Origin of the sequence: Fictibacillus gelatini DSM 15865 (assembly GCF_000430745.1) — a bacterium.
Taxonomy (GTDB): Bacteria; Bacillota; Bacilli; order Bacillales; family Fictibacillaceae; genus Fictibacillus_A; species Fictibacillus_A gelatini.
In genome coordinates, this window is record NZ_AUMP01000030.1 from 1 (window position 1) to 13,603 (window position 13,603).

14 protein-coding genes and 1 rRNA gene are annotated in these 13,603 nt (G+C 42.5%); all 15 read right to left on the reverse strand.

What is annotated here, in order from left to right:
• A 16S ribosomal RNA gene (locus tag H538_RS0113595) occupies positions 1-204 on the reverse strand; the annotation flags it as partial.
• Positions 205-838: 634 nt separating this feature from the next.
• Complete coding sequence (gene lysS, locus H538_RS0113600) at positions 839-2,332, reverse strand: lysine--tRNA ligase (RefSeq protein ID WP_026678080.1); 1,494 nt, start codon at positions 2,330-2,332, stop codon at positions 839-841.
• 11 nt (positions 2,333-2,343) lie between these two features.
• On the reverse strand, positions 2,344-2,769 hold the full coding sequence (locus H538_RS0113605; RefSeq protein WP_026678081.1) for a GreA/GreB family elongation factor: 426 nt from the start codon (positions 2,767-2,769) through the stop codon (positions 2,344-2,346).
• Between the two features lie 96 nt (positions 2,770-2,865).
• A complete protein-coding gene (gene dusB, locus H538_RS0113610) occupies positions 2,866-3,861 on the reverse strand; it encodes a tRNA dihydrouridine synthase DusB (protein WP_026678082.1) in 996 nt (331 codons plus the stop codon).
• A complete protein-coding gene (locus tag H538_RS0113615) occupies positions 3,845-4,087 on the reverse strand; it encodes a helix-turn-helix domain-containing protein (protein ID WP_026678083.1) in 243 nt (80 codons plus the stop codon). Before H538_RS0113615 ends, dusB begins: the two co-directional genes overlap by 17 nt.
• Positions 4,039-4,566, reverse strand: coding sequence for a 2-amino-4-hydroxy-6-hydroxymethyldihydropteridine diphosphokinase (folK, locus tag H538_RS0113620; protein WP_026678084.1), 528 nt, complete (start codon positions 4,564-4,566; stop codon positions 4,039-4,041). The genes H538_RS0113615 and folK overlap by 49 nt, the downstream gene beginning before the upstream one ends.
• Positions 4,566-4,928: a dihydroneopterin aldolase gene (gene folB, locus H538_RS0113625; protein ID WP_026678085.1), complete on the reverse strand. Its 363-nt coding sequence runs from the start codon at positions 4,926-4,928 to the stop codon at positions 4,566-4,568. The genes folK and folB overlap by 1 nt, the downstream gene beginning before the upstream one ends.
• On the reverse strand, positions 4,921-5,778 hold the full coding sequence (folP, locus tag H538_RS0113630) for a dihydropteroate synthase (protein ID WP_026678086.1): 858 nt from the start codon (positions 5,776-5,778) through the stop codon (positions 4,921-4,923). Before folP ends, folB begins: the two co-directional genes overlap by 8 nt.
• A complete protein-coding gene (gene pabC, locus H538_RS0113635; protein ID WP_026678087.1) occupies positions 5,775-6,656 on the reverse strand; it encodes an aminodeoxychorismate lyase in 882 nt (293 codons plus the stop codon). Before pabC ends, folP begins: the two co-directional genes overlap by 4 nt.
• The gene (gene pabA, locus H538_RS0113640) at positions 6,641-7,237 is read right to left on the reverse strand and encodes an aminodeoxychorismate/anthranilate synthase component II (protein WP_026678088.1); all 597 of its coding nucleotides are present in this window, start codon (positions 7,235-7,237) and stop codon (positions 6,641-6,643) included. Before pabA ends, pabC begins: the two co-directional genes overlap by 16 nt.
• Positions 7,234-8,631, reverse strand: a complete 1,398-nt coding sequence (trpE, locus tag H538_RS0113645; protein ID WP_245595240.1) for an anthranilate synthase component I — start codon at positions 8,629-8,631, stop codon at positions 7,234-7,236. Before trpE ends, pabA begins: the two co-directional genes overlap by 4 nt.
• A gap of 144 nt (positions 8,632-8,775) precedes the next feature.
• Positions 8,776-9,708, reverse strand: a complete 933-nt coding sequence (gene cysK / locus H538_RS0113650) for a cysteine synthase A (protein WP_026678090.1) — start codon at positions 9,706-9,708, stop codon at positions 8,776-8,778.
• A gap of 209 nt (positions 9,709-9,917) precedes the next feature.
• Positions 9,918-10,805, reverse strand: a complete 888-nt coding sequence (gene hslO, locus H538_RS0113655; RefSeq protein WP_026678091.1) for an Hsp33 family molecular chaperone HslO — start codon at positions 10,803-10,805, stop codon at positions 9,918-9,920.
• Positions 10,806-10,817: 12 nt separating this feature from the next.
• Positions 10,818-11,594, reverse strand: coding sequence for a type III pantothenate kinase (locus tag H538_RS0113660; protein ID WP_026678092.1), 777 nt, complete (start codon positions 11,592-11,594; stop codon positions 10,818-10,820).
• 94 nt (positions 11,595-11,688) lie between these two features.
• On the reverse strand, positions 11,689-13,593 hold the full coding sequence (ftsH, locus tag H538_RS0113665) for an ATP-dependent zinc metalloprotease FtsH (RefSeq protein ID WP_026678093.1): 1,905 nt from the start codon (positions 13,591-13,593) through the stop codon (positions 11,689-11,691).
• Between the last annotated feature and the right edge of the window lie 10 nt (positions 13,594-13,603).

The window sequence follows — 13,603 nt, forward strand, 5'->3', positions numbered from 1 at the left end:
CGCGGAGCATGCGCTCCGCTCTATTATTCGGTATTAGCACCGATTTCTCGGTGTTATCCCCATCTATGAGGCAGGTTGCCCACGTGTTACTCACCCGTCCGCCGCTAACTTCCAGAGAGCAAGCTCTCCTTCCGTCCGCTCGACTTGCATGTATTAGGCACGCCGCCAGCGTTCGTCCTGAGCCAGGATCAAACTCTCCAATAAAGTTTGTCTTGCTCAATCATTTCAAATAAGAATTGCGGGATGGTTTATCCCTGACTTACCTGGCTTTTGTTTAGTTTTCAAAGAACATTTAAAGATGTTTTTTGTTCCGTCGCTCGTTTTGGCGACTTTATCATCTTACCACGTTGCCGCTTTTCTTGTCAACTACTTTTTAAAAAAACTTATTTGTTCTTGCGATTAAGTAGTATTTCCGGCGACAAGAAATAATATACCACCTTTTAAAAACGTGTGCAATACTTTTTTTAGAAAAACTTTATTCTTCATTTTGGGTAAGAAAACCCATACGAGACGTATGGGTTTTCAGGCTGTCGAGAAAGAAATCGACAGCCTTTCAAATGGACAAAAGCAGACAGATAGACTTGATTTCTTCATTCGTTGAATTATGCCTTAAATCGGTTGAATTAATTCTAAAATTGGTTGAATTATGATCAATTTCCGTTGAATTATGGGTTGTTTTCGTTGAATTATGATCAAATTACGTTGAATGATCTTTAAAATCGGCTGAATGAATAGGAGTGAGAAGTCGATTAATTTCTTCTAAATAAAAAAGTGTGGCGAAAACTTAGGTTTCCCCACACTCTGAAAACCCATACGAGACGTATGGGTTTTGCGATGATTACTTATCAGCATGGCGCATTTGCGGGAATAACAGTACATCACGGATCGATGGAGAATTCGTAAGAAGCATGACAAGACGATCAATACCAATGCCAAGTCCTCCAGTAGGTGGCATTCCATATTCTAAAGCTTCTACAAAGTCTTCATCCATTAAATGGGCTTCATCATTTCCTTGAGCGCGTTCTTTTAGCTGTTCTTCAAAGCGTTCTCTTTGATCGATTGGGTCATTAAGTTCGGAGAATGCATTTGCATGTTCACGGCCAACGATAAATAATTCGAAACGATCCGTGAAGCGTGGGTCATCCGGGTTCTTTTTCGCAAGCGGCGAAATTTCCACTGGATGTCCATATACAAAGGTAGGTTGGATAAGCGTTTCTTCAACAAAATGTTCAAAGAACTCATTGACAATATGGCCATATGTCATACTTTCTGTTACAGGCACATTATGTTTCTTCGCTAAAGACCGGGCTTCTTCATCGCTCATTTGTGCCCAGAAGTCTACTCCCGTCGCTTCTTTAACAGCATCAACCATGTGCACTCTTTTCCACTTCGGCTCAAGATTGACTTCATACTCTCCGTATTGAACAGTCGTTGATCCATATACTTCTTTTGCAATATGAGCAATCATATTTTCTGTCAGTTCCATAATATCGTGAAAATCAGCATATGCCTCATAAAGCTCCATCATTGTAAATTCCGGGTTATGGCGTGTGGAAACCCCTTCATTCCGGAAGACACGGCCAATTTCATATACTTTTTCTAATCCGCCAACAATCAAACGCTTTAGATGAAGCTCGATGGCGATCCTCATGTAAAGGTCCATATCAAGCGCATTATGATGGGTAATAAACGGACGTGCCGCCGCTCCGCCAGGAATTGAATGCATCGTCGGCGTTTCTACTTCCAAATAGCCTTGATCATCTAAATACCGTCTCATCGCGCGAATAATCTTACTTCGGCTAATAAACGTATCCTTTACTTCAGGATTCATAATGAGATCGACATAGCGCTGGCGGTAACGTTGTTCTACATCTTTAAGACCATGGAATTTATCAGGAAGGGGGCGCAACGATTTCGTTAACAGCTGAAAATCGCTTGCTTTTACAGACAGTTCCCCTACTTTTGTTTTAAAAACAACTCCCGTTACACCAACAATGTCTCCAATATCGATCGAATCAAACAATTCATATTGCTCTTCTCCAACCGCATCCATTCTGACATAAATTTGGATTTGTCCAGTAAGATCTTGAATATGTGCAAATCCCGCTTTACCTTTGCCACGTTTAGTCATAATCCGGCCGGCTATCGTAACACTAATGTTGCGTTCAGCAAGGTCTTCTTTTGTCATATCCCCATATTGTTCAACAATTTCTTTTGCTGAATGGGAACGCACAAATTTTGTACCAAACGGATCCATCCCTTTTTCACGAATGGCGTTCATTTTTTCTCTGCGAACCCGCAGTAGATCATTTAATTCCAATTCCTGGCTCATTTAACCCACTCCTACTTTTTGCAGTTTTGTATATCAACAATTTTGTATGAGAGTACACCCCCTGGTAAGGGGATGTCAACTTTTTCAAATAATCTTTTCCCGAGTATAGCCTTTGCTATTGGAGAATCAAGAGCAATCTTATGTTTTAGCGGATCCGCTTCTAGAGGGTGAACGATCGTATATGTATACTCATCCATATATTCTAAGTCTAAAACCGTAATCGTTCCTCCTATTTCTACAGAATCCCCCGCTTCTTTTTCATCTGAAAGAATGATTGCATTGTTTAAAACTTCTTTTATTACTTCGATTCTCTCGGAAAGGAAGTTAGACTCTTCTTCTTTTAACTTCTGTGAATGTTGTTCACTTAATAAATCTTGCAGCTCCTGCTTGAGTTTCCTCGTTCCTTCATTTGTCAGCATCACCGGTGAAAACGCCATTTGTAATCCCTCCATTTTAAAAATGAAAAGCATGATGAAATCACCAAGATGTTATTATATTCAACAACAGCCAGAAATGTTTCTGGCTGTTTGTTGTTATACTGCCTCTTCTTGCTGCTTCGCCTCTAGTTCGTCAACATAACGATAAAGTAGTTTACTCATCTCATCACGAGTCGTTTGGTTGTTTACATCTTTGCGAACTTGTGCCGTTTTCGGCAGTCCTTTTAAATACCATGCGGCGTGTTTACGCATTTCGCGAACCGCAACGTTTTCTCCTTTTAAATCAATGAGACGGTCCATGTGAAGCATGCATATATCAATTTTTTCCCGTGCCGTAGGCTCAGGTGTTACTTCTCCCGTCTCGAGATATTTTACGGTCTGGTATAACATCCACGGGTTCCCAAGAGCAGCGCGGCCAATCATGACACCGTCAACGCCGTATTCATCTAATGCACGTTTTGCATCTTGTGGAGTAGAGATATCTCCATTACCAATGACCGGAATCGATACGTTTTCTTTTACTTCTTTAATGATATCCCAGTTTGCTTTTCCTTCATACATCTGAACCCTTGTACGACCATGAACAGCGATCGCCGATCCTCCCGCCCGTTCTACTGCACGGGCATTTTCAATCGCAAAAATATGATCCTCGTCCCAACCAATACGCATTTTTACCGTTACTGGCTTTTCAACGGCATCAACGACAGACGAAACCATTTCATAAATTTTATCGGGATTGAGCAGCCATCTTGCTCCCGCATCGCATTTTGTAATTTTCGGAACCGGGCACCCCATATTAATATCAATAATGTCCGCATTCGTATTTTTGTCTACATATTTCGCTGCAGCCACCAATGATTCCCGTTCGCCTCCGAAAATTTGTAAACTTAACGGTTTTTCACGCTCATCGACGTAAAGCATTTTTAACGATTTTTCGTTTTCATAAAGAATCCCTTTGTCGCTCACCATTTCAGCGCAGACAAGCCCGGCTCCGAACTCCTTGGCGATCAGGCGAAATGCCGGATTGCAAACGCCAGCCATTGGTGCTAATACGACGGGATTTTTCAATTCGATGTCACGAATTTTTAACATGCAATTTCACCTCTTTCCCGTGTTGCTCTGGCATTAATTCTTCTATAGAAACCTGGAATATGCTTGCAATCTCTTTGATCAATTCTTCTTTCGGCTTTCGGTTTCCCCGTTCCACTTCACCAAGTACCGAAACAGAAATCCCTAAATCTTTAGCAAGCTCTTCCTGTGTATATCCTTTCAGCTTTCGAAAAGCTCGAATACGCCGTCCCCATTTTTCCTCTTCCATATGCGTACACCTTCTTTATCCTGTAGTTCGCTGAGGATTTGGTCTAGCGAAAACTGCCAACCCGGGAGAGTCACATCCGGAGCAATTTCGCGAAGAGGTATCATCACAAATGCCCTTTCCGTCATTCTTGGATGCGGAATGCGCAAAGTTTTAGTTGTGATACTTTCACTATTATACAACAAAATGTCAAGATCAACTGTTCTCGGTCCCCAATGAATTTCCCGCTTCCGTTTTAAACGGTGTTCAATCGTTTGGATAAGCGCAAGTAGCCGGGTGGCAGAATAGCTTGTTTGAAGCTTAATTACCATATTTAAAAACGGAGGCTGGTCGATGTATCCGACTGGATCAGTTTCATAAATAGAGGAAACACTTTCCACCGAAATACTAGAGTCGTCATTCAAAAACTCAATTGCTTGTCTAAGATAGCCTTCGCGGTCTCCTAAATTTGAACCTAAAGAAAGGTAGACGGTGTTATCCATTATGATCTTCTCCTCGTCATTTCAACCGCTACCGACTCATAATGACCGGGAATAGGAGGATCCGGCTTAATTACTTTTACCGTGCACTGTTTAATTTTTTCAAAACGGGAAAGGAGCGTAGAAGCAATGGACTCTACAACGGACTCTACTAAATTTTTCGGTTCGCCTTCCACAATTTCTTTTACCGTTTTATATACTTCTCCATAGTCCACCGATTGTTCCAGCCGATCTGATTTTCCCGCAGGTTCAAGATCCGCTTCTAATATAAGGTCAACATAAAAACGCTGGCCTAATTTATTTTCTTCTGGAAAAACACCGTGATAACCGTAAAACTCCATTCGGTTCATATAAATTTTATCCATCGATCCCACGTCCTTTTCCTAGCATCGCATCCATCATTTTTGCCATCCGGCTCATTTCCTTCACATCGTGAACCCGGACGATATGGCAGCCTCGTTCAATTCCAAGGCATACCGTCGCGCCTGTTCCTTCCATTCGTTCATCCACCGGTAAATTTAAAGCGTGACCGATCATCGACTTCCTTGATGTTCCTAACAGAACGGGATAACCTAAATCGACAATTTCATTCAGTCTTTTCATCGTTTCCAAGTTATCTTCATATGTTTTGGCAAACCCAATCCCTGGATCCAAAATGATCTTTTCGGAACGAACACCGGCTTTCTTTGCAATTTCAATGCTTTCTTCTAAGTCGGATATGATGTCAGCCATTAGCTCTTGATACTCCATATTGTCGCGATTGTGCATTAATATAATGGGAACTGCGAGTTTAGCGGCAACTTCTCCCATCCGTTTATCGGCTTTTGCTCCCCATACATCATTAATGATATGGGCGCCGGCATGTACCGCTTTTTCTGCTACCTCCGCTTTATACGTATCAATCGAAAGAGGTACATTTATTTCTTTTGCCAATGCTTCAATAACCGGAATCACACGGGCGATTTCTTCTTCAAGACCTACTTTTTCGGCACCGGGTCTTGTTGATTCCCCACCAATGTCTATAATGTCAGCTCCATCTTCCACCATTTTCCTAGCATGCAAGAGAGCTTTTTCCACACTTGTGTAGTGTCCTCCATCTGAAAACGAATCCGGAGTAATATTCAGAATCCCCATTACAAATGTTTTTTTAGAAAAATCGAGAGTGTATGGTCCGCATTGAATCGTTTGTGATGATTTCTCTTGCAATTGTGTCATTCGCTTTCAACTCCTGCTATCAATAGATCCTTAATACTCCATAGCTTGCGCTTATTAAAATTGTAATACGATTGAATCTTCTTAGTGTGCTTTCCAGATTGACCAGGGAACGTTCGGCCATTCAATAATGAAACAGGAATGATTTCCTGAATGGAATTCGTTAAAAAAATCTCTTCCGCTTCTAAAAGCTCTTCAGAGATATACATCCCCTCGCAGACAACCATTCCTAAGCGTTCTGCAAGAACCATGACAAACTGCCTGGTGATGCCGTTTAAAATGCCTGTATGAAGTGAAGGTGTATATAAAGTCCCTTCTTTTATCCAAAAAATATTGGAGACGGTTCCTTCACTTATAAAACCGTCCTTCGTTAAAAAAAGGCCTTCTTGTTCGAGTGGATTTTTCAGCTCGCGTTTTCCAATAATGTTGTTCAAATAATGGTGAGACTTTAAGCGTGAAAACCCCTCGGGTGTATTTCTTCTCGTTTTTAAGATGACAAGCTCTTTTTCGACATAAGGCCCGTCCTGTGGCAGCGGTTTCCCATAAATAATAATCGTTGGTGCAAAATAAGGGGCCGTTTGCAAGCCGAGTTCTCCGGCTCCTGCTGACACATTGTATCGAATATACGCGTTCGACCATTCGTTTTTCTCTAAAAAAGACTGCACTTCTTCCCAGACTTGTTCGCGACTCAGGCTATAGTCAATATTTAATTCATTTAGCGCGCTTTGAAGCCGCTCAACATGGTTAGCCAATAAAAACGGATGGCCATCGTAGACACGGAACGTTTCAAAAACACCGAGTCCGTACATAAAGCCATGATCAAAAGGTGAAATCGCGGCATCCTTGTCTTTAACGAGTTGACCGTTTAAATAGATATACATAAAGATGATTTTCCTTTATAGGTTGAAATAAAATTTTTCAACAGTCTTTTCCCTTCAAGAGTCATAATCGATTCAGGGTGAAATTGAACACCTTCAACCGGAAGTTCTTTATGCCGAATGGCCATAATCTCATCTTCTTTTGTCCAGGCTGTAATTTCCAGGCAATCTGGAAGTGTTTCTTTTTTGACGATAAGTGAATGGTATCTTGTTGCCGAAAAGGGCTGCGGAATTCCTTCGAAAATGGTTTTTCCGTCATGAAAAACGGGTGATGTTTTTCCATGCATAAGCTGCTTAGCGCGAACGACTTCGCCCCCGAATACTTGAGCAATAGACTGATGGCCTAAACAAACGCCAAAAATCGGGATTTCCCCGGCAAATGCGCGAATCGCATCCATGCTAATACCCGCTTCATTCGGCGTGCATGGCCCTGGTGATATCATTAAAAAGTCAGGGTTTAATGCGCGAATTTCAGCGAGCGTAATTTCATCATTTCTTTTCACCATTAATTCTTCGCCAAGTTCACCTAGAAATTGCACAAGATTAAACGTAAATGAATCATAGTTATCAATCATTAAAATCATCCGTTTTGCTCCCTTTGTCCAAGATCCATTAATTGATTTTCACTAAGGTCTTTTGCTCGCCAGAGGGCCTTAGCTTTTTTTAGCGATTCCTTGTATTCGGCTTTTGGATCTGAATCAATGACAATGCCCGCCCCTGCTTGAACATGGGCCAGCCCATCTTTTACGATCATCGTTCGAATCGCAATGTTCAGCTCTAAATCACCATTATACCCGATCCAGCCTATGGAGCCTGTATAGATGCCTCTTCTCGTCGGTTCCAGTTCTTCAATGATTTCCATTGTTCGAACCTTTGGGGCACCTGTAATCGTACCACCCGGAAACGCCGCTTCGATGACATCAAAAGCATCACATTCTTCGCGAAGCATCCCGCGCACATTCGATACAATATGCATCACATGGGAGTACTTTTCAATAACCATAAACTCATTGACTTCTACCGAACCGTATTGACTCACTTTACCAAGATCATTGCGCTCCAGATCAACAAGCATGACATGTTCGGCCCGTTCTTTTTCATTTTCGATAAGCGATTTGGCAAGTTCGTCATCTTCCATTTCCGTTTTTCCGCGTGAACGGGTTCCGGCAATAGGACGTGTACTGATTTCGCTGCCTTTCTTTTTCACAAGAAGTTCTGGTGATCCGCTTACTAATTGAAACTCTGGTGTATGAAAATAACTCATATACGGTGAAGGATTAATAAGCCGCAGCTGTTCATAAATGTCCATCGCTTGCGTTTCAAGCGGCTTTGACTGGCGCACTGACAGATTCACTTGAAAGACATCGCCTGCTGCAATATACTCTTTTACTTTATCGACAGCTTTCATAAACTGTTCTTCTGTAAATGAAAAAGAATCTTTTTGTTCGATTTTCTTATGAACATGCCTTTTTACGGGTTTTTCAGTAATGGCAGCCGTCCAGCTTTGAACATGTTCTTTTAGCCGTTTTTGTGCAAGCGTTTCGGACTCTGTGTCATTCACAATAATCCAGAGGACTTCTTTTTGATGATCATAGACAAATACATCGTCAAAAACGAGTAAATAAATATCTGGCATATCGAGATCATCAATGGCCATCTCTGGCAGGCGCTCAATTTCACGAACGACATCATAACTAATATAGCCGATCGCACCACCGTAAAAATCGGGAAGCCCCTCGATTGGCTCATTTAAATGGTGGGAAAACCACTCTTTCACATTTTGAAGTAGGGGCCCGTTTTTTACGGATTGCTTTCCATTTTCGACAATCGTTAATCGGTTATTTTTCCCTTTTACTATCGCAACCGGGGACAGGCCGATGATGCTGTATGTTCCGCTACGTCCGCTTTCAAGAAGCACGTGGTTATCCATATTTACAGATAATGCATGATACCGTTCGAACCATTCGAATGGCTTCATCGGGATTTGTTCATATATCACTTTTCTTTTTTTAGCTGCTTTTTGTGACACTCGCTTCACGCTCCTGCTTTCTCTTATGGTCTTATTGTACATGATGACAGCAACAAAAAAAGCCCCTTTCAGGGCGTTTTTTGTTTCCATTTATTATACAGTTTCGTCAAATTGGTAAAGCGGAGTGCTCAAATAGCGTTCACCATTACTTGGAATAATAGCAAGAACCTTTTTCCCTTTTCCAAGATCTGATGCTACTTTTAACGCGGCACGAATGGCTGCCCCTGAAGAGATGCCTCCTAAAATCCCTTCTTCGCGAGCGGCTCTTCTTGCCCATTCAAACGCTTCCTCATTTTTCACCGTAATGATTTCATCATAAATTTCGGTATTTAATGTATCTGGTACAAAACCGGCACCAAGTCCTTGAATTTTATGAGGACCGGGCTTTCCGCCGGATAAAACAGGTGAATCTGCAGGTTCTACTGCGACAATTTTAATGTTCGGGTATTTTTCCTTTAGCACCTGGCCGGCTCCGGAAATTGTTCCGCCTGTACCGATCCCTGAAACGAAAGCATCCAGGCCATCTGGAAACTGTTCAACAATTTCAGGGCCTGTTGTTAAACGATGAATTTCCGGATTGGCTTGATTTTTAAATTGCTGAGGCATGAAATAACCGTTCTCTTTAGCCAGCTCCTCTGCTTTTGCGATCGCCCCTTTCATTCCTTCCGCACCCGGTGTAAGAACAAGTTCCGCCCCGTATGCGCGCAGGAGATTTCGACGCTCCATACTCATTGTATCTGGCATCACAAATATCGCTTTATATCCTTTCGCAGCGGCAACAAGCGCAAGCCCAATTCCGGTATTTCCGCTTGTTGGTTCAATAATGGTGTCTCCTTCTTTTAATTGGCCGTTTTTCTCAGCCGCTTCCACCATCGCGAGCCCGATTCGGTCTTTAACACTGCTTCCTGGATTCATAAACTCTAATTTTAAATAAACATCTGCTTGTGAATCATCTGTTAAACGGTTCAATTTGACGACTGGCGTTTGCCCAATCAATTCTGTAATGGAATTCGCAACCCTTGCCATTATTATCACTCCTAATTCCGAGTATGTTTATTGGTTTTATTGTATGTGATCAGAAATTAGTTGTCAATTATTTTCTATTATTTTTAGAAAACTTGGATTTAGTAAACCTGTCAGCGAAGTCAAAGCCAACGTTGCACGTATGCTTTGACTTAGAAGTGATCTTATATTCCGAAATGCCAAAAAAGAGTGGGGAATTGCCCCACTCCGATTTATCCTTTGCTTTCTTTATACAATTCCTCCAGCTCATCACGTGAAAAAAGGTACGTTTCGTTACAAAATTGACAATGCGCTTCAGCCTGGCCGTCCTCATCGATCATCGCTTTTATTTCTTCTTTTCCAAGACTGATAATGGCTCTGCCAAACCGCTCTTTTGAGCATGTACATTGAAATTTGACCGGGAGTTTTTCAAGAATCTTAACATTTTCTTTCCCTAACAGTTCATATAAAATTTCTTCCGGCGATAAACCTTTTTCAATTAATTTTGAAATAGGCGGGATCGTTTTAATCTTTTCTTCCAATAAGTCAATGGTCGCATCATTTGCGTTAGGCATTACTTGTATAATGAAGCCCCCGGCGGCTAAAATGCTGTTGTCCTCCGTATTGACAAGTACTCCTAAAGCAACAGAAGAAGGAACCTGTTCACTCGATGCAAAATAGTATGTAAAGTCTTCGCCAAGCTCTCCGGAAATGATCGGAACTTGTCCGGTAAAGTTTTCGCGCAATCCAATATCTTTTACAACAGATAAAAAGCCATTTCGTCCAACTGCCCTTGCCACATCGAGCTTTCCTTTATCATTCAGTTCAAAATGGACGTGGGGGTTTGTCACATACCCTCTCGTTTCCCCTTTCGTATTCGAGTCAACGATGATGACACCGATCGGTCCCCCGCCCTCGATTTTTACCGTTACTTTATTATTCTCTCCTTTTAACATAGCTCCCATCATCGTAGTCGCCGTCATGGCCCGGCCAAGGGCAGCAGATGCTGTTCTCCAGGTGTCATGGCGCTGTTGTGCTTCTCCTACCATATCCGTTGTTTTTATCGCATAGGCACGTATTTGTCCATCAAAAGCGAGCGCTTTTATTAAATAATCTGACATATGTCCACCTTCTCATCTATCTTCGTTTTTGTTTTTCAAATAAATTAGTTGAAGCCCCTTTAAGGTTAAGTACGGATCGACGTGATCAATCACGTTGCATTCACTGGCAATAAATCCGGCAAGGCCTCCTGTTGCAATAACTTTCGGCTCAAGCCTGGACTGCGCCTTCATTCTATTAACAATGCCCTCAACTTGTCCGACATATCCATATAAAATCCCAGACTGCATCGCAGTGACCGTGTTCTTGCCAACAATGCTATCCGGTTTTACGATTTCAACGCGCGGCAGTTTTGCAGCGCGGGTAAATAGCGCTTCTGTCGCGACATTAATTCCGGGTGCAATCGCACCACCCATGTATTGCCCTTTTTCATTGATGTAGCAATAGGTTGTTGCCGTTCCAAAATCAACAACAATTAACGGACTTCCGTAATAATGAATGGCCGCCACCGCGTTCACAATTCGGTCTGCACCGACCTCTCTTGGATTTTCATACTTAATGTTTAATCCTGTTTTAATACCCGGTCCGATAATGAGCGGTTTTTTATAAAAATATTTTTTGCACATCCGTTCTAAAGCAAACATTATTGGCGGAACTACAGAGGAAATAACGATTCCTTCCACCATCGTTTGATCGATCTTAGCATGGCGGAATAGTTCGAGAATAAGCATTCCATATTCGTCTTCTGTTTTCTCACGTGATGTGCTAATTCTCCAATGATGGATCAATTCATTATTTTCATATACGCCTAAAACAATATTTGTATTCCCTACATCGAAAACAAAAATCATAATTTCCCGTCCTCGCCTTTTAAGAATTGCTTTTCCCCCTGAGTTTACCATAAAAAGAAATTGGATGCCCCAGGATGGACATCCAATTTCATACCTACTCTTTATTTTCTTCTTCGTCTTTTTTATGGATGTTAATTTTCACATCATCGCTTCCGGAGGTGAATGCTTTTCTCTCAGGGAGTTTTCCCGTCGTTACAAGCTCTTTAATTTGTTCTTCATCCAACGTTTCAACTTTTAGCAACGTTTGAGCAATAATTTCAAGCTTATCTCTATGCTCGATCAAGATCTTTTTACAACGCTCGTAACAATCTTTAATGATCGCTTGAATTTCAAGATCAATTTCGTGAGCGATGGCATCGCTGTAGTTTTGCTCATTGTTGAAATCGCGGCCTAAGAAAACCTGACCGCCAGAGCTTGAACCAAACTGCATCGGTCCAAGACGTTCGCTCATTCCGAATTCCGTTACCATTCGACGGGCAATGCCTGTCGCACGCTGGAAGTCGTTATGAGCACCAGTGCTCACTTCATGGAACGTAATTTCTTCTGCAACACGTCCGCCTAAAAGACCGACGATTTTATCTAACAGTTCCGGCTTCGTCATGAAATAGCGGTCTTCTTTCGGAAGCATGACGGTATAGCCTCCGGCCTGCCCGCGCGGCACGACCGTTACTTTATGCACCGTATCCGCCCCTTCAAGCACTAAACCGATAACGGTATGTCCTGCTTCATGATACGCGACAATATTTTTCTCTTTTTCGGAAATGACGCGGCTCTTCTTAGCCGGTCCGGCAATGACACGGTCAATCGCTTCGTCAATGTCTTCCATGTCAATTTCTTTCTTATTGGCACGTGCTGCGACCAGCGCCGCTTCGTTCAATAAGTTTTCAAGATCGGCACCTGAGAAGCCAGGTGAACGCATCGCAATCGTTTTTAAGTTAACTTCTTTGCTTAAAGGCTTATTGCGGGCGTGAACGTGCAGTACTTCTTCACGACCTTTAACATCCGGCCGGTTAACCGTAATCTGACGGTCAAAACGACCCGGGCGAAGAAGTGCGGGGTCAAGGATATCCGGCCGGTTCGTTGCGGCAATGATGATAATTCCTTCATTCGCGCCAAAACCGTCCATCTCAACGAGCAACTGGTTGAGCGTTTGTTCACGTTCATCATGACCACCGCCAAGTCCTGCGCCACGCTGACGCCCTACTGCATCAATTTCATCGATAAAGATAATACAAGGCGCGTTTTTCTTTGCATTTTCGAACAAATCACGGACACGGGAAGCCCCGACACCGACAAACATTTCAACAAAGTCCGAACCGGAAATGGAGAAAAACGGAACGCCCGCTTCACCAGCGACGGCTCGGGCAAGCAATGTTTTACCAGTCCCCGGGGGTCCGACTAAAAGTACGCCTTTCGGAATGCGCGCACCGAGTGCGGCAAACTTGCGCGGGTCTTTCAGAAACTCAACGACTTCAACAAGCTCTTGCTTCTCCTCATCCGCACCCGCGACGTCTCTAAACGTAACTTTTTTCTTTTCGTCATTATAAAGCCTTGCTTTGCTTTTTCCGAAGTTCATCACACGGCTGCCGCCGCCCTGAGCTTGATTAATTAAGACAAAAAATAAGATAAAGATAATGACAAACGGGATAATCGATGTGAAAAAGGTTACCCAACCGCTTGTTTGTTCCTGTTCTTTAAAATCAACTTTTGCCGTTTTTGCCAGATCTTCAATATGCCTGGCAGCCTCAGGTGATAAAGGAACGTTCGTTTCAAAAACTTTTCCAGGCTCGTAAGACTTCAGCTGTCCCCTCGCCGAATAAACTCCGCCGCTCGGCTGAAGTTCAATGCTCTCGACTTTTCCTTGATCGATGTCTTTTAAAAGCTCGCTGTATGAGATTTTTTGCACTTCGTTATTCTTACCGTTAAATAAGCTAACGATCGCAACAACAACTAAAAAGATCAATAAGTAAAATATGGTATTTCGGAAGATGCGATTCATTCCTTACCTC